27 protein-coding genes are annotated in these 22434 nt (G+C 71.1%); 13 read left to right on the top strand and 14 right to left on the bottom strand.

Translation table 11 applies throughout. The features are described 5' to 3' along the window. Position 1 precedes the first annotated feature (1 nt). From G6N31_RS18285 to G6N31_RS18275, 3 genes are all read left to right on the top strand, one after another. On the top strand, positions 2-1675 hold the full coding sequence (locus tag G6N31_RS18285) for a cytochrome c biogenesis protein ResB (RefSeq protein ID WP_098001079.1): 1674 nt from the start codon (positions 2-4) through the stop codon (positions 1673-1675). Then, a complete protein-coding gene (gene ccsB, locus G6N31_RS18280; RefSeq protein ID WP_098000793.1) occupies positions 1672-2643 on the top strand; it encodes a c-type cytochrome biogenesis protein CcsB in 972 nt (323 codons plus the stop codon). Before G6N31_RS18285 ends, ccsB begins: the two co-directional genes overlap by 4 nt. A gap of 102 nt (positions 2644-2745) precedes the next feature. Continuing rightward, on the top strand, positions 2746-3819 hold the full coding sequence (locus G6N31_RS18275) for a MinD/ParA family ATP-binding protein (RefSeq protein WP_098001077.1): 1074 nt from the start codon (positions 2746-2748) through the stop codon (positions 3817-3819). Here G6N31_RS18275 and G6N31_RS27065 read toward each other — a convergent pair. After that, positions 3804-3968, bottom strand: a complete 165-nt coding sequence (locus G6N31_RS27065; RefSeq protein WP_098000791.1) for a hypothetical protein — start codon at positions 3966-3968, stop codon at positions 3804-3806. The two genes, G6N31_RS18275 and G6N31_RS27065, sit on opposite strands and share 16 nt — an antisense overlap. A gap of 48 nt (positions 3969-4016) precedes the next feature. Between G6N31_RS27065 and G6N31_RS18270 the strand changes: the two genes are divergently transcribed. Next, positions 4017-4367, top strand: coding sequence for a DUF4229 domain-containing protein (locus G6N31_RS18270; RefSeq protein ID WP_098000789.1), 351 nt, complete (start codon positions 4017-4019; stop codon positions 4365-4367). Positions 4368-4595: 228 nt separating this feature from the next. Next, positions 4596-4907: a nuclear transport factor 2 family protein gene (locus G6N31_RS18265; protein WP_308207650.1), complete on the top strand. Its 312-nt coding sequence runs from the start codon at positions 4596-4598 to the stop codon at positions 4905-4907. On the opposite strand, the gene G6N31_RS18260 is transcribed toward G6N31_RS18265, so the two are convergent. The 7 genes from G6N31_RS18260 to G6N31_RS18230 form a co-directional block, all read right to left on the bottom strand. Beyond that, positions 4904-5611, bottom strand: a complete 708-nt coding sequence (locus G6N31_RS18260; protein ID WP_163722246.1) for a hypothetical protein — start codon at positions 5609-5611, stop codon at positions 4904-4906. The two genes, G6N31_RS18265 and G6N31_RS18260, sit on opposite strands and share 4 nt — an antisense overlap. Beyond that, positions 5608-6528, bottom strand: a complete 921-nt coding sequence (locus G6N31_RS18255) for a vWA domain-containing protein (protein WP_098000785.1) — start codon at positions 6526-6528, stop codon at positions 5608-5610. The genes G6N31_RS18260 and G6N31_RS18255 overlap by 4 nt, the downstream gene beginning before the upstream one ends. Then, positions 6525-7478 (bottom strand): hypothetical protein, encoded by a 954-nt coding sequence (locus G6N31_RS18250; RefSeq protein ID WP_234815137.1) that lies wholly within the window; start codon positions 7476-7478, stop codon positions 6525-6527. The genes G6N31_RS18255 and G6N31_RS18250 overlap by 4 nt, the downstream gene beginning before the upstream one ends. Next, positions 7478-7951, bottom strand: a complete 474-nt coding sequence (locus G6N31_RS18245; protein ID WP_098000781.1) for a hypothetical protein — start codon at positions 7949-7951, stop codon at positions 7478-7480. The genes G6N31_RS18250 and G6N31_RS18245 overlap by 1 nt, the downstream gene beginning before the upstream one ends. Continuing rightward, the gene (locus G6N31_RS18240; protein WP_098000779.1) at positions 7941-8807 is read right to left on the bottom strand and encodes a DUF58 domain-containing protein; all 867 of its coding nucleotides are present in this window, start codon (positions 8805-8807) and stop codon (positions 7941-7943) included. The genes G6N31_RS18245 and G6N31_RS18240 overlap by 11 nt, the downstream gene beginning before the upstream one ends. Positions 8808-8814: 7 nt before the next feature. Then, on the bottom strand, positions 8815-9819 hold the full coding sequence (locus G6N31_RS18235) for an AAA family ATPase (RefSeq protein WP_098000777.1): 1005 nt from the start codon (positions 9817-9819) through the stop codon (positions 8815-8817). Between the two features lie 79 nt (positions 9820-9898). Continuing rightward, positions 9899-10771 (bottom strand): 1,4-dihydroxy-2-naphthoate polyprenyltransferase, encoded by an 873-nt coding sequence (locus G6N31_RS18230; RefSeq protein ID WP_098000775.1) that lies wholly within the window; start codon positions 10769-10771, stop codon positions 9899-9901. A 42-nt stretch (positions 10772-10813) separates the two neighbouring features. Between G6N31_RS18230 and G6N31_RS18225 the strand changes: the two genes are divergently transcribed. From G6N31_RS18225 to G6N31_RS18205, 5 genes are read left to right on the top strand one after another with little or no spacing between them, the layout of a single operon-like run. Further along, positions 10814-11017, top strand: coding sequence for a hypothetical protein (locus G6N31_RS18225; RefSeq protein WP_098000773.1), 204 nt, complete (start codon positions 10814-10816; stop codon positions 11015-11017). Positions 11018-11020: 3 nt separating this feature from the next. Beyond that, positions 11021-11797 (top strand): S-methyl-5'-thioadenosine phosphorylase, encoded by a 777-nt coding sequence (locus tag G6N31_RS18220; protein ID WP_098000771.1) that lies wholly within the window; start codon positions 11021-11023, stop codon positions 11795-11797. Further along, on the top strand, positions 11794-12825 hold the full coding sequence (locus tag G6N31_RS18215; protein WP_098000769.1) for an NAD-dependent epimerase/dehydratase family protein: 1032 nt from the start codon (positions 11794-11796) through the stop codon (positions 12823-12825). Before G6N31_RS18220 ends, G6N31_RS18215 begins: the two co-directional genes overlap by 4 nt. Positions 12826-12834: 9 nt before the next feature. After that, on the top strand, positions 12835-13659 hold the full coding sequence (locus tag G6N31_RS18210) for an alpha/beta hydrolase (protein ID WP_420090045.1): 825 nt from the start codon (positions 12835-12837) through the stop codon (positions 13657-13659). A gap of 49 nt (positions 13660-13708) precedes the next feature. Continuing rightward, positions 13709-14839 (top strand): NAD(P)H-dependent flavin oxidoreductase, encoded by a 1131-nt coding sequence (locus G6N31_RS18205; protein WP_098000765.1) that lies wholly within the window; start codon positions 13709-13711, stop codon positions 14837-14839. 79 nt (positions 14840-14918) lie between these two features. Here the strand turns inward: G6N31_RS18205 and G6N31_RS18200 are convergent, their stop codons facing one another. Then, positions 14919-15941, bottom strand: coding sequence for a sensor histidine kinase (locus G6N31_RS18200; protein WP_098000763.1), 1023 nt, complete (start codon positions 15939-15941; stop codon positions 14919-14921). After that, complete coding sequence (locus tag G6N31_RS18195) at positions 15928-16632, bottom strand: response regulator transcription factor (protein ID WP_098001076.1); 705 nt, start codon at positions 16630-16632, stop codon at positions 15928-15930. The genes G6N31_RS18200 and G6N31_RS18195 overlap by 14 nt, the downstream gene beginning before the upstream one ends. Before the next feature lie 103 nt (positions 16633-16735). On the opposite strand from G6N31_RS18195, the gene G6N31_RS18190 reads away from it, so the two are divergent. From G6N31_RS18190 to G6N31_RS18180, 3 genes are read left to right on the top strand one after another with little or no spacing between them, the layout of a single operon-like run. Further along, positions 16736-17392 carry a glycosyltransferase family 2 protein gene (locus tag G6N31_RS18190; RefSeq protein ID WP_098000761.1) on the top strand — a complete coding sequence of 219 codons (657 nt, stop codon included), beginning with the start codon at positions 16736-16738 and terminating at the stop codon, positions 17390-17392. Next, a complete protein-coding gene (locus G6N31_RS18185) occupies positions 17389-18060 on the top strand; it encodes a TIGR04282 family arsenosugar biosynthesis glycosyltransferase (RefSeq protein WP_165776213.1) in 672 nt (223 codons plus the stop codon). The genes G6N31_RS18190 and G6N31_RS18185 overlap by 4 nt, the downstream gene beginning before the upstream one ends. Positions 18061-18066: 6 nt before the next feature. Then, positions 18067-18696 (top strand): methyltransferase domain-containing protein, encoded by a 630-nt coding sequence (locus G6N31_RS18180; RefSeq protein WP_098000759.1) that lies wholly within the window; start codon positions 18067-18069, stop codon positions 18694-18696. On the opposite strand, the gene G6N31_RS18175 is transcribed toward G6N31_RS18180, so the two are convergent. From G6N31_RS18175 to G6N31_RS18160, 4 genes are read right to left on the bottom strand one after another with little or no spacing between them, the layout of a single operon-like run. Further along, a complete protein-coding gene (locus G6N31_RS18175; RefSeq protein ID WP_098000757.1) occupies positions 18677-19165 on the bottom strand; it encodes a hypothetical protein in 489 nt (162 codons plus the stop codon). The genes G6N31_RS18180 and G6N31_RS18175 overlap by 20 nt on opposite strands. Beyond that, positions 19162-20424 (bottom strand): molybdopterin-dependent oxidoreductase, encoded by a 1263-nt coding sequence (locus G6N31_RS18170; RefSeq protein WP_098000755.1) that lies wholly within the window; start codon positions 20422-20424, stop codon positions 19162-19164. Before G6N31_RS18170 ends, G6N31_RS18175 begins: the two co-directional genes overlap by 4 nt. Positions 20425-20435: 11 nt before the next feature. Next, a complete protein-coding gene (locus tag G6N31_RS18165) occupies positions 20436-21788 on the bottom strand; it encodes a hypothetical protein (protein WP_098001071.1) in 1353 nt (450 codons plus the stop codon). Positions 21789-21812: 24 nt separating this feature from the next. Beyond that, entirely contained in the window at positions 21813-22427 is a 615-nt protein-coding gene (locus tag G6N31_RS18160; RefSeq protein WP_098001069.1) for an MSMEG_1061 family FMN-dependent PPOX-type flavoprotein, read from the bottom strand. Positions 22428-22434 lie beyond the last annotated feature (7 nt).

Here is a 22434-nt window from a genome sequence, read left to right as displayed (position 1 = left end):
GATGGTCACTTCCCCGGCGCGAGCAGACGCGGGCACCCCTGGAAAGGACCCGAAATGGGGGCTTGCGCGTCTGTTCGCGGGGGTGCGCAACACCTGGCGGACGCTGACGTCGATGGGCACCGCGCTGGTGCTGCTGTTCCTGCTGGCGCTGGCAGCCATCCCCGGCGCACTGCTGCCCCAGCGCAACCTCAACGAGGCCAAGGTCGCCGAGTACATCGCCGAACACCCGACGCTGGGTCCGTGGCTGGACCGCGTGCAGGCTTTCGACGTCTTCTCCAGTTTCTGGTTCACCGCGATCTACGTGCTGCTGTTCATCTCGCTGGTGGGGTGTCTGACGCCGCGGCTGGCCGAGCATGTCCGCAGCCTGCGGGCGACCCCGGTGGCCGCCCCGCGCAACCTCGCCCGGCTGCCCAAGCACCACCAGACGCAGGTGACCGGCGCCGAGGTGGACGCGGTCGCGTCCGCGGTCGACGGGCGGCTGCGCGGATGGCGGCGCACCACCCGCAGAACCGGAGAGACGACCGAGATCTCCGCCGAGAAGGGCTATCTGCGCGAGTTCGGCAACATCGTGTTCCACTTCTCGCTGCTCGGGCTGCTCGTCGCGATCGCCGCGGGCAAGATGTTCAGTTACGAGGGCAACGTCATCGTCATCGCGGACGGCGGGCCCGGGTTCTGCTCGGCCTCCCCGGCGGCGTTCGACTCGTTTCGCGCGGGCAACACCGTCGACGGCACCTCCCTGTACCCGATCTGCGTGCGGGTCAACGACTTCGAAGCCACCTACCTGGAGAACGGACAGGCCATCGGCTTTCAGGCCGACATCGAGTACCAGGCCGGCGAGGACCTGACCTCGGGCACCTGGCAGCCCTACCGGCTGCAGGTCAACGAGCCGTTGCGCGTCGGCGGAGACCGGGTCTACCTCCAAGGTCACGGGTATGCGCCGACGCTGACGGTGACCTTCCCCGACGGCCAGACCCGCACCCAGACGCTGCAATGGCGGCCTGACGACCAGACCACGCTGCTGTCGTCGGGGGCGATGCGGTTCGACCCGCCGGGTGGCATCTACTCCGACGAGCGGGAACGCCGCCGCAACCAGATCGCCATCCAGGGGCTGTTCGCGCCGACCGCGCAGCTCGACGGCGCGCTGCTGTCGTCGAGCTTCCCCGAACTCAACGACCCGGCTGTCGCGATCGACATCTACAAGGGCGACACCGGGCTGGACACCGGCCGGCCGCAGTCGCTGTTCACGCTCGACGAGCGGATGATCGGCCAGGGCCGGCTCACCAAGATGGCGCGCGTCAACCTGAAGGCCGGCGAGGACACCCGCCTCGAGGACGGCACCGTGGTGCGCTTCGACGGCGCAACCCCGTTCGTCAACCTGCAGGTCTCACACGACCCCGCCCAGATCTGGGTGCTGGTCTTCTCGATGACCATGATGGCCGGGCTGTTGGTGTCGCTGATCGTGCGGCGCCGACGCATCTGGGTTCGGTTGACGCCGGGGGCGCCGGGTACCGTGAACGTCGAGCTGGGCGGGCTGGCCCGCACCGACAACTCCGGCTGGGGTGACGAGTTCGAGCGGCTGACCGAGCGGTTGCTGGCTGACGTCAGCACCTCGGGCGGCGCGACGTCCGAGGTCTCGGCCCGGCAGCACGAAGAGAAGAAGGCAGATCGCGCATGAGCACCACCGTCGACATCGGGTTGGCCCGCTATTCCGACTGGGCGTTCACGTCGTCGGTGCTGGTTCTGCTCGGGGCGCTGCTGCTGCTGGCCATCGAGCTGGCCTACAGCCGCAGCCGCAAGGCCGAGAGCCGGGAGCTGGTCCACGCCGGCGTGACCGCCGACAGTGCCCGCCCCGGCGTCGTCGTCGACGCCCCGCGCCGCCCGTTCGACGAGCGCATCGGCACCTCCGGAGTCGCGCTGGTCTACGTCGGCATCGTGCTGCTGCTGGCCTGCATCGTGCTGCGCGGGCTGTCCACGTCGCGGGTGCCCTGGGGCAACATGTACGAGTTCATCAACCTCACCTGCTGGTGCGGTCTGGTGGCCGCGGCCGTGGTGCTGCGGCGGCCGGGACTGCGCTCGTTGTGGGTGTTCGTGCTGGTGCCCGTGCTGATCCTGCTGACCGTGTCGGGCAAGTGGTTGTACTCGCACGCCGCGCCGGTGATGCCCGCGCTGCAGTCCTACTGGCTGCCCATCCACGTCTCGGTCGTCAGCCTGGGATCCGGCGTGTTCCTGGTCGCGGGCGTGGCCAGCATCCTCTTCCTGCTCAAGATGTCGCGATTCGGGCAGCCGGAGCGCTCGGATGCGCTGAGCCGTGTGGTGGCCAAGCTTCCCGACGCGCAGCTGCTCGACCGCATCGCCTACCGCACCACCATCTTCGCGTTCCCGGTGTTCGGGTTCGGGGTGATCTTCGGCGCCATCTGGGCCGAGGAGGCCTGGGGCCGGTACTGGGGCTGGGACCCCAAGGAGACGGTGTCGTTCATCGCGTGGGTGGTCTACGCGGCTTACCTGCATGCCCGCTCCACCGCCGGCTGGCGGGACCGCAAGGCGGCCTGGATCAACGTGGTCGGCTTCGTGGCGATGGTGTTCAACCTGTTCTTCATCAACCTGGTGACCGTCGGCCTGCACTCGTATGCGGGCGTCGGCTGAGCCGACAAATAGGGCACAGTCGGCTGAGCCGACCGGAAAGGGGGTCGACCGTTGACCGACGTGCCGACGAGTTTTCGCGCGCAACAACGGTTCACCGACCCGATGGCCGCCGTCCCCGCCGAGTGGACCGCGCCGACCCCGCCCGAGGGATTGCCGGCCACGCCGCCGTTCGGGCAGCCCAGCGCACCGCCGCCCGGTGCACCGCAACCCCAGGAGTTGTCGACCGTCGCGCTGCTCGGGCAGACCCGGCGGGGCCCGTCGGCGGGCTGGCGGAAGTGGCTGTACCGGGCGTCGGGCGGCCTGATCGACCTCGGTGAGAGTCCGAAGGTGCTGCGACACGACGCGCTGGTCACCGACGCCGCGCGGCCGCTGCGGGGCTGCTACCGCATCGCGATGCTGTCCCAGAAGGGCGGGGTGGGGAAGACGACGATCACCGCGACGCTGGGGGCGACGTTCGCAGCGCTGCGGGGTGACCGCGTCATCGCCGTCGACGCCAACCCCGACCGTGGCACGCTCAGCCAGAAGGTGCCGGTCGAAACCCCGGCCACCATCCGGCACCTGCTGCGCGACGCCGAGGGCGTCAGCTCGTACAGCGACGTCCGGCAGTACACCTCGCAGGGGGACAGCCGGCTGGAAGTGCTGGCCTCGGAAAGTGATCCGTCGGTGTCGGAGGCGTTCAGCGCGCAGGACTACAGCCGCGCGGTCGAGCTGCTCGAGCAGTACTACAGCCTTGTGCTCACCGATTGCGGTACCGGCATGGTGCATTCGGTGATGTCGGCCGTGCTCGATCGGGCCGACGTACTGCTCGTGGTCAGCTCGGGTTCGGTGGACGGGGCCCGCAGCGCCTCGGCGACGCTGGACTGGCTCGACGCCCACGGCCACGACGACATGGTGCGCAACTCGATCGCGGTGATCAACGGGGTGCGGCCGCGGCGCGGCCGCGGCGGCGGGAAGGTTGACCTCAAGAAGGTCGAGGACCACTTCGCCCGGCGCTGTCGCGCGGTGCTCATGGTGCCGTTCGATCCGCACCTGGAGGAAGGCGCCGAGATCGCGCTGGACCGGTTACGTCCCGACACCCGAGACGCACTGCTGGAATTGGCCGCAGCGGTCGCCGCCGGCTTTCCGAATCTGGACCAGGCCGGCGCGCCGGAGAAACCGGCTCAGGACCGCGGCTGATCGTCGCGCGGGGTGATCCGGCGCAGGAATTCCGGATCGTCGTCCGGACCGATCACCCGGGTGCGCGGTCTGTTCGCGGCCATCCGGGTGGCTCGCCACCCGACGTAAACGACGGCGGCCACGACGAGCATCAAGACCAAGTACGCCACCAAAAACCTCCTTGGTGTCAATATACGCGCCCTCGGTAGGCTCGAACCGTGTCCGAGGACCCGCGCCCGACAGCCCGCCTGCTCGCCGACGTGCTCGCTTACACGGCGGCCCGGCTCTTGCTGGTCGCCGCGCTCGCAGCGGTCATCGTCGGCGGCGGCCACGTCCTCGGCATCCGCGAATTCCCGGTGGTCCTGGCCCTGCTGTTCGCCATCGTCATCGCGCTGCCGCTGGGGATCTGGCTGTTCACGCCGCTGCGGCGGCGCGCCACCGAGAGCATTGCGGTGTGGGACGAACGTCGTCGCCGGGACCGCGAGCAACTGCGGGCTCGGCTGCGCGGCGAGACGGCGCCGCAACCCGCCGACAGCGACATCGAAGGCCGCACCGACGACCGGTCTTGACCGCGAAATATCTGTGCGGCACGGGGTTTGGCAAACCGGCATTGGCGTCGATGGTCCGATCGTTGTTTGCTGGGCAACATCACGGTTGCATAACAGCGCGCCCGGCCGGGTAACCGACGTCACATGAGGGAACAGCAGGTGATCCACCGACCGACAGTTCTCGGTGGTCACAGAAATGTCAGCAGTCCGCGACCGGGCACAGTGCACCGTGCCCTGTACCGGCGGTGGGTGACCGGTCTGTGGAGTGGCCGGTACCGCGCCGAGGACGTGGTCTCCGGCGACTTCGTCGGGCACTGGCCCACCCGTGACGTGCACGGGCCGGCCGAGTTGCAGGCGGTCATCGACGACGTCCGCCGGACTTTCCGGGATCTGCAGTTCGTGATCGATGTCGGTCCGCTGCACGACGGCGACCTGGTCGCCGGACGATGGATCGGGACCGGGGCCACCAGAGACGGCCCGGTGCGATACACCGGCAACGACATCATCCGTATCGCCAACGGCGCGATCGTCGAGTACTGGAACGGTGCGGCGCGCGCCTAACTGCCTGCCGCGTCGCGCAACAGCCGGCGCAGAGTGTCGAGTGGGTCGGCACCGTCCGGATCGAGGAGACGCTGCTGCGGGTCGTCCGGGGCGTCGGGGGCCCCCGCGGGGGGAGCGGGAGCGGAGGCGGCCGGGGGCGGCGGCGACGGTGGCGGGAGGGGTGCCACCGTACCGAGCCCCCGGATCTTGGCCTCGATGCGGGCCGCGGCATCCGCGCGCACCGCCCGCCGTTGCGGATCGGGGTCGTCGTTGCCGGCGAAACACTGCGGCGGCGCGGCGCCGATCACGGCCAGGGCACTCTCGTACCGGGCCCGCGCGGCGTCGCGTCGAGCCTCCCAGGCGTCGATGTCGCCGCGGCGCTCGCGGACCAGCGTGAGGTTGATCCGTACCGCACAGGACTCGGGGTGTTGCAGACCCGCCAGCGCTTCCGAGAAGTGTTGATCCGCCGCGTCGAGCCGCTGCTCGAGCACCGCGAGACTGCCGGCGGCGAAGGCGGTGGTGTTCGGTTCGACCAGGTCGAGCACCTGCAGCACCGCCACATCGGCGGCCATCGCGTCGGCGCGGCCGGCGGCGAAATCACGCTGGGCCGAGCCGCCCGCGAGCACCACCGAGATCAGCTTGGCGGCCACCACGACTACCACCAGCGCCGGCAGCGCCGACCCGAGCACAAGTCGCCGGCGTAACCGCAGCCGCGCGGGGGTCATGACCGCACCTGCCGCTGGGTGGCCCGGGCCCGGCGCAGGTCACGCACCGACAGATAGATCTCACCGAGCAGCAACACCGCCGCAACCGTGGTCAACAGCCAGTAGAACTCGGTGCGCCGCGGGGTGGCCGACGCGTCGGTGGCCACGGCATCGGCCGAATTCGACTGCGCCTGGGGCACTTCGGTGGCTGGGGAGCGCTGGAAGTAGGACACCCCGAGCTGCTCGCCGATCTCACCGAGACCGGCCCGGTCGGGGCCGTAGCCGAACACCGCGCCGTCGTCGACCCCGCTGGACTCGAACGCCACCTGGGGCAGGTCGGGTGGCGTGGTCCCCGAGCCGAAGTAGTAGACCAGGTTCTCCGCGGCCGGGTACTGCTGGCCCGCGGCAATCAGTTGGTAGCGCAGCACATTGGCCGCTGCACCGGGATTCACCTGGTCCTCCGTCGACTCGCCGCCGGCGGTGGGGTACGGGTTCATCGCCGCCACCACCGGATCCAGACTCCAGACGTCGCTGGACAGCGGCCACTCGATCGCCGGCCGCGACGCGAAGCTGATCATCGCGAATCGGGCATCCGGGTGCAGTCGCATCAACGCGGCCATGTCCTCGCGCATCCCCGCGATTCGCGGGGCGCCGCCGTAGTCGGGAGTCGCCGCCGCCGCGGAGCGGTCCACCACGAAGAACACGTTCTCGCCGCCGCCCGCAGCCGCGGCCGACGTCTGCGTGTCGGGCACCTCACCGAGGCCGGGGCGGAACGCGGCCAGCAGCACCAGCACGGACGCGGCCGTCATCGTCGCCCAGCGCAGCACCGACTCCCGGCCGGCGGCGACGGCGGGACGCAGCGTCACCAGTCGCAGGACGACCAGCACCGCGGCGAGCACCGCCAGCGCCGGCGCCGGCACGACGGGATCGAAGGTCATCGCCGCACCGCCATCAGTGCGACCCCCAACAGCGCGGTGACCGCCGCCGCCACCGCCAACAGCACGGCCGGTGCGTCCCTGCGTTCGGCGGTCTCGTCGGATTCCCGCAGATCGGTGAGGATTCCGTCGAGCTGCGCGGGCAACCGGGCCGGGTCGAGCCGGGCGAACTGCCCGCCGGTGGCCGCCGTCACGGAGCTCAGCACCGCGGTGGAACGGCCAGGTGTGGCGACCGCGTCGATGCGCGCCCCAGCCTGCCGCGCCATCTCGGCGACCTCGTCGGCGCTGTAGAGCGAGACCCCGTCGTCCCCGTCGTCCCCGAGCTCACCGGGGCCCAGGTAGACCACCGACCGCTGGGTGTCGCCGCGGGTCTCGAAGTCCGGAAAACCGGTCAGGCACAACGCGAGAACATCGGCGACGCTGGGCGAGTAGTCCCCGTACTCCACGGCGGGCGAGAACGCGGGTCGCTGGTTGCCCGCCGCGGACGGTTGGGCGTAATCGCCGAGGCGACCCGCGGCGAACTGGTAATCGCGGGTCAGCGGGATCACGCGGCGATTCGTCGACGTCAGTCCGATGCGTTCCGCGTCGTACGCGCTGACCCGGTCGGCGAAGTAGCTCAGGAAGGTTCCGGTGGACTCGTCGGTGACGGGTGCTGCGACGCAGAGCATGATGTCGGCGCGTCGCTGCGATCCTGTTGCGTCGAGCACGGGTTCGGTCGGTCGGGCGCCGGCCAGGACGGCAGCCACGAACAACGGGATCGCCAACACCAGCACCAGCACCGTTGCCTGCAGTTGCCTGCGGACCACGCTGCGGTACTCGGGGAGCCGGGTCAACCGGATCGTGTTGGCCAGCTGAAGACGTTGTCGATCCGTCCCTTTCGTGCGCACCAGCGCAGCCACGGCTATGGCCGCGACCAACAGGGTCACGCCCACCACCGCGACGGGCCACCACATCAGCGCCACGTGCGGATCAATTCCTCGGTGTCACGGCCCAGCCGGCCGACGTCGACGGTCGACGAACGATCGAAGCGCGCCGTGCCCAGCGCGTCGAGGAGCGGTGCCGCGGCGCGCAATTCGGAGTCGGCGACGGCGCGGACGTGCATGTACTGGGCACGCTGCCCGGTGGCTTGGTGCAGGAAGCTGCGCAGGGTACGGCTCAGGGCGGCGCCGGCCTGCTCGTCGGTCAACTCGGCGTCGCGGTGCCGGCGGTTGATCGACGCGACCGTCCGCGCGAAGCGGTACCGCAGTACCCGGGCGTGCAGATCGCGGACCGCCGGGATGGCGCGCAGCCGCGCCGACGGCATCGTCGCCACGAAAACCGCGACGTACCAGAAGATCACCGACAACAGCAGGGCCAGTCCCAGCACCAGCCACCACGGTGAGTAACCGGGCGGCCCGCTGACGAAGCGCAGCAGGTCATCCGGCACGGGTGTAGACCCTGGTCATGTCGGCCAGCCGGGAGCGGATGTCGTCGCCGGCGGTGATGGTGGTGTGCGCGATGCCGCGGCGGGTCAGCATCTCGTCGATCCGGGCCGCGCGTTGCTGCTCGGCGCGCCGGTAGGCGGCGACGACGCGCGGGTCGGTCGCTGCTACTCCCAGCACCGGCCGGCCGGTGGCCACATCGAGGCCCCCGTCCGGGCCGACAGCCACCGCCGGCAGGTCGGCCACCATCGCCCACATCATGTCGTGCCGGGCGGCCAATCGGGTCAGCAGGTCCTCGAGGGTGGGGTCGGGCTCGGGCTCGTCGGACACCACCACGATGAGCATGGGGTGGCGGTAATGCTCTGCGACGTAGGTCAATTGGCATGCGATGTCGCTGGGGTTGCGCTGCTGCGCGCTGTGGTCGTGGTAGCGCTGCAGAAGCCTCTCGACGTGGCTCTCGCCGCGGCGCAACCGCACGTTGCTGCTGCCGCGGGCGTCGCCGTAGACCATGCCGACCTCGTCGGAGCGGCCCAGGGTGATCAACCCGATCGCACCCAGGATGTGGGTCGCGATGTCGCACTTGCGTTCTCCGCTGGGGGCCAGCGCGGCCATGTTGGTGCCGGCGTCGGCGACCAGCAGCACCTTGTGGTGTTTGTCGGAGACGAACCGCTTGATCAGCACGTCACCCGAGCGCGCCGACGCCTTCCAGTCGATGTCACGGACGTCGTCACCGGGGACGTAGGGACGCAGCTCGTCGAACTCCAGGCTGCGGGTGTGCAGCAGCGCGTGGCGGCCACCCTCGAGCATGCCGCGGGTGTCGGAGCCGAAGACCGAGCGGGCCCGGTTGAGGTGCTTGCCCACCGCGGCCTCAGGGCACCCGCACTGCCCGCAGGGCCGCGTCGATCACCACGTCGGCGGTGACGCCGGCGCTGGCGGCTTCGAAGCCGAGGATCAGCCGGTGCTGCAGCACCCGGTGGGCGACGTCGGCGACATCGCTGGGCAGCACATGGTCGCGCCCGGCCAGCACGGCCAGTGCGCGCGCCGCGGTGCACAGCGCGATCGTCGCCCGCGGGCTGGCGCCGTAGTCGACCATCCGCGCGACCTGTGCCGGCAGGTACTTCGCCGGCTCCCGGGTCACGGCCACCAACTGACCGGCGTAGAGCATCAGCTCGCGGCTCATGTAGACGTCGCGGGCCACCCGTTGCAGTCGGCGGACCTGCTCCACGGTGGCTACCGGCCGGGTGCGGTGGTCCTTGTCGTAGAGGCCGGCGTCGCGGCGGATCATCACCTCCACCTCCTGCTCGGGAGAGGGATAGCGGACGATCTCTTTGATCAGGAACCGGTCGGTCTGGGCTTCGGAGAGGGCGTAGGTCCCCTCCTGGTCGACCGGGTTCTGGGTGGCCACGACCAGGAACGGTTCCGGGATCGGATACACGGTCCCGGCGATGGTGGTCTGGCGCTCCTCCATCGCCTCGAGCATCGCGCTCTGGGTCTTGGCGCTGGAGCGGTTGATCTCGTCGAGCAGCACGACGTTGGCGTGCACGGGGCCGAGCTGGGTGACGAACGACCCGCTGGACGCGTCGTAGATCTGGGTGCCGACGATGTCGCTGGGCAGCAGATCCGGGGTGCACTGAATGCGGCGGAACTGCCCGTCGATCGACTCGGCGATCACCCGGGCCGCGGTGGTCTTGGCCAGCCCCGGCACGCTCTCGAGCAGCACGTGCCCGCCGGTGAGCAGGCCGATCAGCAGCGATTCCCGCAGGTGTTCCTGCCCGACCACCTTTTCGGAGAACGCCGCGGACAGCGCCGCGACCACCCGGTGGGCGTCGCGGACGTCCTCCGCGGACTCGCGGGGCATCGGGGCAGCGTTCATCCCGCGCTATGTACCACGCCCATCCCGCCCGCAAACCGCCCGCGATTTCGGCGTGCTCATCGTCGCGCAGCGACGGCAATCACGCCGAAATCACCAGGGCGAGGGCTACCGCGACGGCCCACACCAGCATCGTCAGCCCGGTGTCCCGCAGCACCGGGATCAGTTCCTTGCCGCCCTGCCCGCGGCGCACCGGCTTGGCGGCGCGCACGGCCAGCGGCAGCGCGATCAGGCCGACTGCACACCACGGCGTCGCGAGCATGAGCAGCAGCGTCGACGCCAGAGCGACCGCCAGCAGCGTCTGGAACAGCACCCGGGTACGGGCGTCGCCGAGCCGGACCGCCAGCGTGATCTTGCCGGTCTGCGCGTCGGTCGGGATGTCGCGCAGGTTGTTGGCGACCAGCACCGCCGAGGACAGGGCGCCCGTCGCCACCGCCAGCGTCAGCCCCACCCAGTCGACGCGCAGCGCCTGGGTGTACTGCGTGCCCAGCACCGCGACCAGCCCGAAGAACACGAACACCGCGACCTCGCCGAAGCCGCGGTAACCGTAGGGCGTGGAACCGCCGGTGTAGAGCCACGCACCCGCGATGCAGACCGCGCCGACGGCAATCAGCCACGGCGCCGACACCCACGCCAGCACCACACCGGCCGCCGCGGCCACCGTCAGGCTCACCACCGCGGCGGCGAGCACCGCGCGCGGGGTCGCCAGCCGCGAGCCGACCAGGCGCAGCGGCCCGGCGCGCACGTCGTCGGTGCCGCGGATCCCGTCGGAGTAGTCGTTGGCGTAGTTGACGCCGATGATCATCCCGAGCGCGACCAGCAGCGCCAGCGACGCCCGCCACCACGAGGCGGCGTCCAGCGCCGCGGCGGCGCCGGTGCCCGCGACGACGGGGGCGACGGCGTTGGGCAGCGTGCGGGGACGCGCGCCCTCGACCCATTGGGCGAAAGTGGCCACGACGGTCAGTCTTGCAGGTGCAGCCCGTGGCAGACTGAGTGCATGGACGAGCGACTGAGCAAGACCGAGATCGGCAAGGACGCGGTCCAGGAGATCGTGACGGCGGGTGCGTCGGCAGTCGGTGAGGTCACCTCGATCATCACCACCGCGGTCAAGGACGTCGCGAACGCCATCGGCGGATTCGCCACCGATGTGTTCGAGATCCGCGACAGCGCGCGGCGCGCCGCCCAGCAGCCCGACGAGTAATCGGTGCTCGGGGTCATCGGCGGCAGCGGCTTCTACTCGTTCTTCGGGTCCGACGCCCGCGCGGTCAGCCTGGACACGCCGTACGGGCCGCCGAGTGCGCCGATCACGGTCGGCGCCGTCGGCGGCCATGAGGTCGCGTTCCTGCCGCGCCACGGGGTCGACCACGAGTTCTCCCCGCATTCGGTGCCCTACCGCGCCAACATGTGGGCGTTGCGTGCGCTCGGGGTGCGCCGGGTGTTCGGGCCGTGCGCGGTGGGCAGTCTCGACCCCGAGCTCGGTCCCGGCGCGATCGTGGTGCCGGATCAGCTGGTCGACCGCACCTCCGGGCGCGCCGACACCTATTTCGATTCCGGCGGCATCCACGTCGACTTCGCCGACCCGTACTGTCCGTCGCTGCGCGACGCGGTCACCGGCCTGCCCGACGTCGTCGCCGGCGGCGCGATGGTCGTGATCCAGGGGCCCCGCTTCTCGACGCGTGCCGAGAGTCAATGGTTCGCGGCGCAGGGGTTCCGGTTGGTCAACATGACCGGCTACCCAGAGGCGGTGCTGGCCCGAGAACTCGAGATGTGTTATGCCGCAATAGCGTTGGTGACCGATCTGGATGCCGGTATCGACGCCGGCCAGGGGGTTCGCGCGGTAGACGTCTTCGCCGAGTTCCAGCGCAATCTGGTGCCGTTCAAGAAGCTGGTGCACGAGGCCATTGACGCGGTCGACGCCGAGCGCACCTGCACCCACTGCCTGCCGCACCACGGGGTGAAGCTGCCGATCGAGTTGCCGTGAGGGTGCTGCTGACCGGCGCGGCCGGGTTCATCGGTGCGCGGGTGCACACGGCGTTGGCCGCGGCCGGGCACGACGTGGTGGCCGTGGACGCGATGCTGCCCGCCGCGCACGGCCAGGACGCCGCGCCGCCGGCGAAGGTGCATCGCATCGACGTGCGCGACGCCGGGGCGGTCGCCGACGTGCTCGACGGTGTCGACGTGGTCTGCCATCAGGCCGCGGTGGTGGGCGCGGGCGTCGATGCCGCCGACGCGCCGAGATACGCGTCGCACAACGACTTCGGCACCGCGGTGCTGCTGGCGCAGATGTTCGCCGCCGGGTGCCGCCGGCTGGTGCTGGCCTCGTCGATGGTGGTGTACGGGCAGGGCCGCTTCGTCTGCGCCGAGCACGGTGAGGTCGACCCACTGCCGCGGCGCCGCGCGGATCTCGACGCCGGGGTGTTCGACCACCGCTGCCCGGTCGGCGGCGAGCCGGTCGACTGGGCGTTGGTCGGAGAGGACGCCCCGCTGCGGCCGCGCAGCCTGTACGCGGCCAGCAAGGCGGCGCAGGAGCATTACGCGCTGGCCTGGAGCGAAGCGTCCGGGGGTGCGGTCACGGCGCTGCGCTACCACAACGTCTACGGGCCCGGCATGCCCCGCGACACCCCGTACTCGGGCGTCGCGGCCATCTTTCGCTCTGCGCTCGAAAGAGGCGATCCACCAAAGGTTTTCGAAGACGGCGGGCAGATGCGTGACTTTGTCCACGTCGACGACGTCGCGGCGGCCAACGTGGCGGCCGTCGAATCCGGCTTGACCGGCTTCGCCGCGTTCAACGTGTGCTCGGGCCGGCCGGTGACCATCCTCGAGGTGGCGACCGCGCTGTGCCGCGCGCGGGGTGATCTGACCCCGCAGATCACCGGGGCCTACCGCGACGGCGACGTCCGCCATATCGTCGCCGATCCGGCAAAGGCCGCGCAGGAACTGAATTTTCGCGCGGCCGTGGATCCGGCCGACGGGCTGGCCGAGTTCGCCGACGCGCCGCTGCGCGGGTAGGGGCAGGCCCTGCGCCGCACCCTGCTCCGCGCCGTCGCTATCGTCACGTTGGTGGCGACGGGACTGCTCGGGGTGTTGTTCTCCGCGCAGCGCCGCCTGATCTATTTCCCGTCGACCGGGCCGGTACCGTCGGCGGCCTCTGTGCTTCCCGGAGCCCGCGATGTCGTCGTACACACCAGCGACGGACTGGCTTTGGGCGCCTGGTTCCTGCCCGGTGCGCCGGGTCCGGCGACCCTTGTGCTCAGTGGCAACGGCGGCGACCGGACCATGCGGGCTCCGCTGGCCGCCGCGCTGCACGGCATGGGGATGTCGGTGTTGCTGCTGGACTATCGCGGCTACGGCGGCAATCCCGGCCGGCCCACCGAGGAGGGCCTGGCCGCCGACGCACGCGCCGCGCAGGACTGGCTGGCCCGGCAGCCGCAGGTCGACCCGGCGCGCATTGCCTACTTCGGTGAGTCCCTGGGCGGCGCGGTCGCGATCGGTCTGGCGGTCGAGACGCCACCCGCGGCACTGGTGCTGCGGTCCCCGTTCACGTCGCTGACCGACGTCGCCGCCGAGCACTACCCGTGGCTGCCGGCGCGTCGGCTGCTGCTCGACCGCTACCCGAGCATCGAGCGGATCCCGGCGCTGAACGCCGCGCTGCTGGTCGTCGCCGGCGACAGCGACGACATCGTGCCGGCGACACTGTCCCGCCGCCTCTACGACGCCGCACCCGAACCCAAGCAGTACGTGTCGATCCCCGGTGCCGGACACAACGACCGGGCGCTGCTCGACGGAAAACAGATGATCAGCGCCGTCGAGCGGTTCCTCCAGCGGACCCCGGTGCTGGGCTGAAGTCGGGGTCCCGGCCCCACTTTGACACCCGTCAAGTCATACTGGGCCCATGACGTCCACAGCGCTGTGTGAGCAGTACGGCATCGACTTCCCGCTCTTCGCGTTCAGCCACTGCCGCGACGTGGTGGCCGCGGTCACCAATGCGGGCGGGTTCGGCGTGCTCGGCGCCACCGCCTACAGCCCTGAGCAACTCGACCAGGAGCTGGCGTGGATCGACGACGCGGTCGCCGGCAAGCCTTACGGGGTCGACCTGATCGTGCCCGCCAAATTCGAGGGCAAGGGCGAGAAGCTCTCCAGCGACGATCTCGCCGGACGTATCCCGCAGGCCTATCGCGATCTGGTCGACGACCTGCTGCGCCGACACGGAATCGAACCCGAGCCGCAACGCCGGCTGGGCAAGCCGATGCTGTCGGGCAACACCGGCCAGGACCTGCTCGATGTGGCGCTGTCACACCCGATCCGGCTGATCGCCAACGCCCTCGGCGTGCCGCCGGACTACATGATCGACGCCGGTAAAGAACGTGGGATCCCGGTCGCGGCGCTGGTCGGCGCCAAGGAGCACGCGGTCAAGCAGGCCGCCGCCGGGGTGGACCTGATCGTCGCGCAGGGCACCGAGGCCGGCGGCCACTGCGGCGAGGTCAGCACGCTGGTGGTGGTCCCCGAGGTCTTGGAAGCGCTCGAGTCGCTCGGCAGCTCGACGCCCGTCCTCGCCGCCGGCGGCATCGTCACCGGCCGGCAGATGGCCGGCATGGTGGCCATCGGCGCGGCCGGCGCCTGGACCGGTTCGGTGTGGCTGACCACCGAGGAGGCCGAGACCGCGCCGCACACCGTGGCCAAGATGCTGGCCGCCTCCTCCCGGGACACCGTGCGCTCGGCCGGGCGCACCGGCAAGCCGTCGCGGCAGTTGCGCTCGGACTGGACCGACGCGTGGAAGCCCGCCAAGGACGGTCAGCAGCCGCTGCCGTTGCCGCTGCAGTCGATGCTGTGCGAGCCGGTGATCCGCCGCATCGATGTGCTGGCCTCCCAGGGGCACGAGGGGGCGCAGGCGCTGGCTACCTATTTCGTCGGCCAGGGCGTCGGGCTGATGAACAAGGTCAAGCCGGCGCGGGAAGTGGTGCGCGAGTTCATCGAGGACTACCTGGCCGCCGCCGAACGGCTGAGCAACTCGCTGCCGGGCTGATTCTCCGCGGAAGTGCACCCACGGTAGCCGGCATCGTGGCAGTGCTACCCAGAGTGCACCCTCGCGAGCCGCGGGCAAGCTAGTCGGCCAGGGGCAGGCGCACCTCGAAGCGGGCGCCGTGGGCCAGGTTGCGCGCCGTCAGCGTGCCGCGATGTGCCTGCACCAGGCCCGCGGCGATCGCCAGACCCAGCCCGGACCCGCTCGGCAGCGACGAATCCGCCCGCGGCACCCGGTTGTTCGAGCCGCGGTAGGCCACGTCGAACACCCGTGGGAGGTCGGCTTCGTCGATGCCGACGCCGGTGTCGTCGACGCGTGCCCAGGCGCTGTCGCCGTCCGAGCCCAGCGACAGCTCGACCCGGCCACCGGTCGGGGTGTGGGCGATCGCGTTGGCCACCAGGTTCGACAGCACCCGCACCAGCGCCCTGTCGCTGCCCCGCACCCGCACCGGCTGCGCGGGCAGATCGGCGCGCAGCTGCACGCCCGCCCGCTCGGCGGCGATGCGATGCGCGGCCAGAACGTCGTCGACCACCTCGTCGAGCGCGACCTTGTCGAAGGACGGCGTCATGGCCCCGGCATTGATCTTCGACATCTCGAACAGGTCGTCGACCATCTCGCTCAACCGCACCGATTCGTGCTCGATCTGTTTGGCGTGCACCGCCACCTCGTCGGCCGGGACCAGACCGTCGGCCAGCGCCTCCGACACGGCCCGGATCCCGGCCAGCGGGGTCCGCAGGTCATGGCTGACGAACGCCACCAGCTGGCGGCGCGACTGCTCGGCGGCGCGTTCGGAGTCGCGGATCTCGGCTTCCCACACCGTGCGCCGGGCCTGGTAGCGGCCCAGCATGACCGCGGCGGGGATGGTCACGATCGACACCACCACCAGCACCACCGCGGTGCGTTCGAAGGCGCCCGGGGCCATGGAGCCGCTGGCGCCCAGCACGCCGGTGAACGTCGCGAGCACCGGGATCAGCACCAGCGCCACCATGCTGACCGCAAGCGACCAGGAGCGGGCCAGCCGGATCACCGCGGCGCCGACGATGACCACCGGAACCGAGCACGCCAGTGCCCAGCCGACGATCTCGAAAAGCTCAGCTGGCGGCATCCGTGTGTCCGGAGCCGGACTCATCGGACGCCCACATGTAGCCCCGGCCCCACACCGTCTGCACCCGGTGCCGGTCACCGAGCTTGGAGCGCAGCCGCTTGACGTGCACGGTCACCGTCGACAGGTCGCCGAAGTCCCAATGCCACACCTGCTTGAGCAGGTCGTCGCGGGTGAAGACGGTGTCGGTATGGGTGAGGAAGAACAGCAGCAGGTCGAACTCCCGGTTCGTCAGGTTCACCGGGGCACCCGCGACGGTCACCGTGCGCGACGCCGCCGAGACCGACAGGTCACCGGACTGGATCTGGACCGGAGCGGTCCCGTTCGACGGCGCCCGGCGCAGCACCGAACGCACCCGCAGCGCCAGCTCGCGGGGACTGAACGGCTTGGTCAGGTAGTCGTCGGCGCCGGCTTCCAGGCCGGCGATGCGGTCGTCCTCCTCGCCGAGCGCGGTCAGCAGGATGACCGGTATCGAGAAGTCGCCGCCGCGGCGCAGGCTGCGGCACAACGACAGTCCGCTGGGGCCGGGCATCATCACGTCGAGGATGGCCACGTCGATGCGCTGCGAGCGCAGGAGCCGCAGGGCTTCGGCGCCGTCGTGTGCGGTCGACACCTCCAGACCGTCGCGCTCCAGGTAGCGACGCACGACGTTACGCACCACGTCGTCATCGTCGGCGATCAGCACACGGGTCACCACACCGAGGTTAGCGCGCAGCGGCGGCCACCTGCGTGGATGTCACGATTTTGTCAGTCATCTGTCTCGCGTCGGGGACCGGCCTGGCCTAGCGTCGACAGCTATGCCCGACTGTTCCGTCACGGTGGTGCTGCCGTGCCTGAACGAGGCGGAGTCGCTGCCGGGGGTGCTGGCCGCCATCCCGAGCGGGTATCAGGCCCTGGTGGTCGACAACAACAGCACCGACGGCACCGCTGAGGTGGCGCGGGCGCACGGCGCGACGGTGGTCTCCGAGCCCCGGCCGGGGTACGGGTCCGCGGTGCATGCCGGCGTGGTCGCGGCGACGACGCCGGTGGTGGCGGTCATCGACGCCGACGGTTCGCTGGATCCCGGGGAGCTGCCGGCCCTGGTCGCCGAGCTCGATCGCGGTGCCGACATGGTCGTGGGCCGGCGGCGTGCGGAGCCGGGCCTGCGGTGGCCGTGGCACGCGCGGCTGGGGACTGCCGCGGTGTGCTGGCGGCTGCGTCAGCGCCACCGGCTCCCGGTGCACGACATCGCGCCGATGCGGGTGACGCGCAGGCAGGCGTTGCTGGACCTCGGCGTCGCCGACCGGCGGTCGGGGTATCCGCTCGAATTGCTGGTCCGCGCGGCCGCCGGGGACTGGCATGTGGTGGAACGCAACGTTCGGTACGGACCGCGCACCGGCGGCCGGTCCAAGGTGTCGGGCTCACTGCGCGGCAGCGTGACCGCGGCCGTGGACTTCTGGCGGGTGATCTCGTGACGGTGCGACCGGTGACGGTGTTGGTGGTGGCCAAGGCCCCGGTGCCCGGGCTGGCCAAGACGCGGCTGGCCGCGACCGTCGGTGCCGACGCGGCGGCCGATGTGGCCGCGGCAGCGCTGCTCGACACCCTCGACGCGGTGGCCGCCGTTCCGGTGGCGGCGCGGGTGGTGGCGATGACCGGCGACCTGGATCGCGCGTGCCGGTCCGACGAGATCCGGGAGCGGCTGGCGTCCTTCACCGTCGTGCCGCAGCGCGGGGTGGATTTCGCCGAACGCCTGGTCTTCGCGCACGCCGACACCGCCGCCGCAGCGGGCCCGCAGCCGATCGTGCAGATCGGGATGGATACCCCGCAGGTGAGCGGCGAGCTGCTCGCGCGCTGCGCCGACGTCCTCGCGGACGCCCAGGCGGTGCTGGGCCCGGCCGCCGATGGGGGCTGGTGGGTGCTCGGAGTGCGATCGGGTGCGATGGCCGAATGCCTGCGGCCGGTGCCGATGTCGCGACCCGACACCGGTGCGTTGACTCTGAAAGCGTTGCGCGACAAAGGGTATACGGTTTCCCTGGCCGAGGAGCTGGCCGACGTCGACACCGCGGCCGACGTCGAGGGCGTGCGGCGATGTTGTCCGCCGGGCAGTAGGTTCGCCGCGGCAACCCGGTCAGCGGGTCTGTGACGCGACATGATGGGAAACCTGTACGACCGCGCCCTCGACGGGGAACGCTGCTGGATCCGGCGCGACGACGGCGAGGTCAGCAACCTCCCGGTGCGCAGCTGGCTCGGCGGCCGGCACGCCGACGCGCAGTTCGACCGCGCGATCGTCGATCTCTGCGAGGGCCCGACCATCGACCTGGGGTGCGGTCCCGGCCGCCTGGTCGTCGACCTGATCCGACGGGGCATCCCGGCGCTCGGTGTCGACCAGTCGGTCACGGCCGTGCAGTTGGCCAGGCGCAACGGAGCGCAGGCGCTGTGCCGCGACATGTTCGACGTGCTGCCGGGAACCGGCCGGTGGCGCACCGCGCTGCTGGCCGACGGCAACATCGGGCTCGGCGGCGATCCACGCCGCCTGCTGCGCCGGGTGACCGAACTGCTCTCGCGCGGCGGGCGGTGCATCGCCGAGTTCGACCCGACCATCAGCGGCGTGCGGACCGGGATGGTGCGGCTGGAGTCGTCGAACACGATCGGGCCCTGGTTCCGCTGGGCGTCGGTGGGGGTGGACTGCGCTGCGGAGTTGGCCGACGACGTCGGGCTGGCGCTGACCGGCCTGCACCCGGCCGGCAGTCGGGTGCTGGCTAGTCTGGCGATCCGCTGATCCGTCGGGACGCGCGGGCGAGACGGACCACGTAGACCGCGGCGCTGACCGCGAACATCGCGGCCACCAGCAGCAGCCACCGGCCCAGGAAGGGCTGTTGGGTCTGGCCGGTGGCGGCCAGGTACGCCGGGGCGCCCTGTTCGATGATGCCGGGCAGGAAGATCAGCAACGTCAGGCCGGCGCCCAGCGCGGGCACCCGGACGAAGTTGAGCGCCGGCACCCGCGGGGCGGGCCGGAGGCGTTGCGCGGCAAGCAGAATGCGGTCGGCAAGCGCGTACAGGGGGAACAGCACGAGGTCGTGGAGGAGGATCGCGGCGGCGAACCACACCACGATGGACTGCCACCAGGTGTTCGGGTTCCACAGCGCGGCGAACCCGATGGTCGCGACGACGTAGCCGCACAGCGCGAATCCGGCGATCAGCGTGAGCAGGTGCAGCGGGCCCGACCCGTAGAGCCGGCGGAATCTCATCGGTCGCCGCCCGCCGCGAAGTCGATGGTGCCGACCCACTTCGTGTTGTGCACACCCGGCAGCGCGGGCACGATCACGCGCGCGGGAAAGCCGTGGTCGAGGGACAGGTCGACCCCGTTGACCCGAAGTGCCAGCAACGAATCCGGGTGTGCCACCTGGTTGGCCGCCAGCACCGCGCGATTGAACGCGCCGAACCGCTCGATCGAGAACACCCGCGCCGGTCCGCGGTCGGCCTGGCCGGTCAGCGCGGCGAGGTCGCGCAACGGCACCCCGGTCCACGTCTGCACGGTGGACCACCCTTCCACGCACGCGATCGGCAGCACCGCGGTGTGCTGCGGCATGGCCAGCAGCGCGGCACGGTCCAGCTGCACCGGGACCGGACCGCCGAGCAGCGTCAAACGCCAAGCGGGACCCGTGATTTCGGGGGTGATGCGCGCCGCGGCGGCGGTGCGGTTGACCGGGAATCCGTTGGGCCCGTCGCCGGCGTCGCGGCCACGCGGCAGCAACAGCGCGGCGTGCCGGGTCCAGCCTCCGATGGTCTGCCCGGCGGTGAGCACCGCGACGAACAGGGCGCCTCCGCCGACCAGCGCCAGGGCGCCCCGCCTGCTGACGGTCGGTTCGGCGGGGTCCGCCGCAGCCAGCCCGTCGGGTTCGTGCGGCTCGGGCTCGGTGTCGGCACGGCTGGTGCGCAACACTTCTCGCATCGACCGGGAGCGCAGCCCGCGCCACATTCTCGGCAGTTTGATCGCCACGTGCACCGCGAACCCGGCGATGAACACCCACGCGCCGTAATAGTGGGCGGTGTAGAAGCTGAACCCGAAGATGTAGTCGTACTGGATGTTCAGCACGCCGGTGACGATTTCGAACAAGGCGCCGCCGACCAGCATGATCAGCGAGATCCGTTCCAGCAGCTGGGCGGGCGACCGGAACGGCGGCCAGCTGAAGAAGCGGGGGATGACCGACCACAGCTTGGCCAGCACGACCGGGATGAGCACCAGACCGAGGCCGACGTGCAGGCCCTGGGTGAGCCTGTACAACCACGACGGGTCGGTCGGCCAATCGAAGGTGGGCAGCTTGAGGAATCCGACGTCGCCGGGAATGGCCTGCCCGAACTGCGGGCCGTAGGCGATGTAGGACAGCAACCCGGTGATCGTCACGATCGGCAGCGTCACCAGGAGCACCGCGCCCAACACCGAGGTCAGCCACAGCCCGCGCAGGGGACTACGCCAGCGCGGTGGACGTGGTGGTGTTCCCCTCATCGACGGCCGCCTCACCAATTGGTGAAGATGACGTGATTGAGCACCAGGGCGCCCAGCGCGTTGACGGCCAGCCACCAGTGCTGCGATCTCGGGGGCAGCAGTGCCGCGGCGGCGGTCAGCCATACGGTGAACGGCAGCCAGATCCGTTCCACCTCCGCTTTGCTCAGCATGCTCAGGTCGGCGGCCAGCACGGCAGCCAGCGCGCCGAGCACCAGCAGATGGAGTCCGGCGCGGCGGCGCAGCGCGCCGAGGTCGAACACCCGCGCGATACCGGCGACGCTGCCCAGACCGATCGCGAGCACCGTCGCGGCGAGGTTGCCCCACACCCAGTAGGAGAACGGCCGGTCACTGGCGATGCCCTGCCAGTACCGCTCCTGCACCAGGTGGTAGCCGTCGAACCACCAGAATCCGGCCGCGGCGAACACCGCGACCACCGCGACCGCCGCCAGCACGGCAGGCACCAGCGCGCGCATCGCGGCACGCCAGTGCGTGGCACACAGCAGCACCGCCACCGCCGGCAGCGCCATCAAGCCGAGCCCGTAGGACAGGAAGATGGCCCAGCCCAGCAGCAGCCCCGCACCCGCGGCGGCCACGATCGGCCACCGGACCGTGCCAGCGACGGCGAGGGCCAGCAGCGCGATACCCCAGGCCGCCACGCCCACGAAGTAGCCGTCGGCCGACACCGCGATCCAGATGGCGGTCGGCGCGACGGCGACGAACGGCGCCGCCAGCCGGGCGGTGTCCTCGTCGGCCAAAGCCCGCACCGCGACCAGGATCGCCGCCGCCGCACTCGAGCCGACCAGCAGGCACAGCGTCCCGGCCCAGGCGCCGCCGCCGAGGCCGATCCGGTCCAGCCAGACGAACGTCAGCAGCGCGCCGGGCGGGTGGCCGGACACATGGGTGATCCACGAGTCGGGCTGGTAGTCGAGTATCCGGTCGGAGAAGGTGCGGACGGCCTCGCCGACGTCGTCGACGGTGGGCACCTGGCGCAGATACTCGTGGCGCGCTGTCAGGCGGCCCGCGAAGCCGCGCTGCCAGCCGTCGACCATCGCCAGCGAGAACGCCCAGGCCGCCGACGTCGCCCAGGCCACCACGAGCAGCACCCGCCACGGCAACCGACGGGCCAGCCGCTGTCCCCACAGCACCGCGGCCACCGCGATCAGGATCGCCGGGCCGGTGCCCCAGCCGATGTGGTTCTCCCACCAGCCGAAGACGGGCGCCGCGCCGGCGAATGCCGCGAAACGCTCCTCGTCGGCGTTGATCAGCGGGGTGACGCCCAGGTCCAGGCGCGGAACGACGAACGCCGCGGCCACCAGGATGACGCCGAGGGTGACCGCCACCGCTTCTCTACGACCGGGCCGCACCACCCCACCCTAGGAGCATGCGGGTCAATACAGCATCGTGCGCATGTTGGTCTCGTCGAAGTACGTGCTGAGCTGGTCCTCGTCGGCCCACGCGTTGAGCATCTTGACCAACTGCGCGGCGCTGGGCACCGCCGTCGGATCCCAGGTTTCCGGCTGCCAGGCATCCGAGCGCAGGAACGCCTTCGAGCAGTGGAAGAACACCTCTTCGACCGTGATCTCGAGCGCCAGGATCGGGCGCTTGCCGTGCACCGCCAACGCGTCGAAGTAGTCGGCGTCGGCCATCACCCGGGCGCTGCCGTTGATGCGCAGGGTGTCACCGCGGCCGGGGATGACGAACAGCGTGCCCACCCGCGGACGTTCCAGCACGTTGAGGTAGCCGTCGACCCGGCGATTGCCCGGGCGCTCCGGGATGGCGATCGTCGCGTCGTCGAGCACGTGGACGAACCCGGCGGGGTCGCCTTTCGGGGACACGTCGACCCGCCCGGCGGAGTCGGTGGTGGCGACGAAGCCCAGCGGGGACCGCGCCAGCCACAGCCGATGCGCGGGGGCCAACCGGTCCTTGACCTTGTCGGCGACCAGCGAAGTGGGATACCCCACGATCGTGCGCAACTCCTCGGCGGTGGTCACTTCTCGACGCATGCGCCCC

It is taken from the genome of Mycolicibacterium duvalii (genome assembly GCF_010726645.1).
Classification (GTDB): Bacteria; Actinomycetota; Actinomycetes; order Mycobacteriales; family Mycobacteriaceae; genus Mycobacterium; species Mycobacterium duvalii.
This window is presented reverse-complemented; position numbering and strand designations above follow the sequence as displayed.

Excerpts from the sequence above, each read along its gene's own strand:
- G6N31_RS18285 (WP_098001079.1), top strand. The coding sequence starts at position 2 with ATGGTCACTTCCCCGGCGCGAGCAGACGCGGGCACCCCTGGAAAGGAC.
- ccsB (WP_098000793.1), top strand. The coding sequence starts at position 1,672 with ATGAGCACCACCGTCGACATCGGGTTGGCCCGCTATTCCGACTGGGCG.
- G6N31_RS18275 (WP_098001077.1), top strand. The coding sequence starts at position 2,746 with ATGGCCGCCGTCCCCGCCGAGTGGACCGCGCCGACCCCGCCCGAGGGA.
- G6N31_RS18260 (WP_163722246.1), bottom strand. The coding sequence starts at position 5,611 with ATGACCCCCGCGCGGCTGCGGTTACGCCGGCGACTTGTGCTCGGGTCG.
- G6N31_RS18255 (WP_098000785.1), bottom strand. The coding sequence starts at position 6,528 with ATGACCTTCGATCCCGTCGTGCCGGCGCCGGCGCTGGCGGTGCTCGCC.
- G6N31_RS18250 (WP_234815137.1), bottom strand. The coding sequence starts at position 7,478 with ATGTGGTGGCCCGTCGCGGTGGTGGGCGTGACCCTGTTGGTCGCGGCC.
- G6N31_RS18235 (WP_098000777.1), bottom strand. The coding sequence starts at position 9,819 with ATGAACGCTGCCCCGATGCCCCGCGAGTCCGCGGAGGACGTCCGCGAC.
- G6N31_RS18225 (WP_098000773.1), top strand. The coding sequence starts at position 10,814 with ATGGACGAGCGACTGAGCAAGACCGAGATCGGCAAGGACGCGGTCCAG.
- G6N31_RS18205 (WP_098000765.1), top strand. The coding sequence starts at position 13,709 with ATGACGTCCACAGCGCTGTGTGAGCAGTACGGCATCGACTTCCCGCTC.
- G6N31_RS18200 (WP_098000763.1), bottom strand. The coding sequence starts at position 15,941 with ATGCCGCCAGCTGAGCTTTTCGAGATCGTCGGCTGGGCACTGGCGTGC.
- G6N31_RS18190 (WP_098000761.1), top strand. The coding sequence starts at position 16,736 with ATGCCCGACTGTTCCGTCACGGTGGTGCTGCCGTGCCTGAACGAGGCG.
- G6N31_RS18180 (WP_098000759.1), top strand. The coding sequence starts at position 18,067 with ATGATGGGAAACCTGTACGACCGCGCCCTCGACGGGGAACGCTGCTGG.
- G6N31_RS18175 (WP_098000757.1), bottom strand. The coding sequence starts at position 19,165 with ATGAGATTCCGCCGGCTCTACGGGTCGGGCCCGCTGCACCTGCTCACG.
- G6N31_RS18170 (WP_098000755.1), bottom strand. The coding sequence starts at position 20,424 with ATGAGGGGAACACCACCACGTCCACCGCGCTGGCGTAGTCCCCTGCGC.
- G6N31_RS18160 (WP_098001069.1), bottom strand. The coding sequence starts at position 22,427 with ATGCGTCGAGAAGTGACCACCGCCGAGGAGTTGCGCACGATCGTGGGG.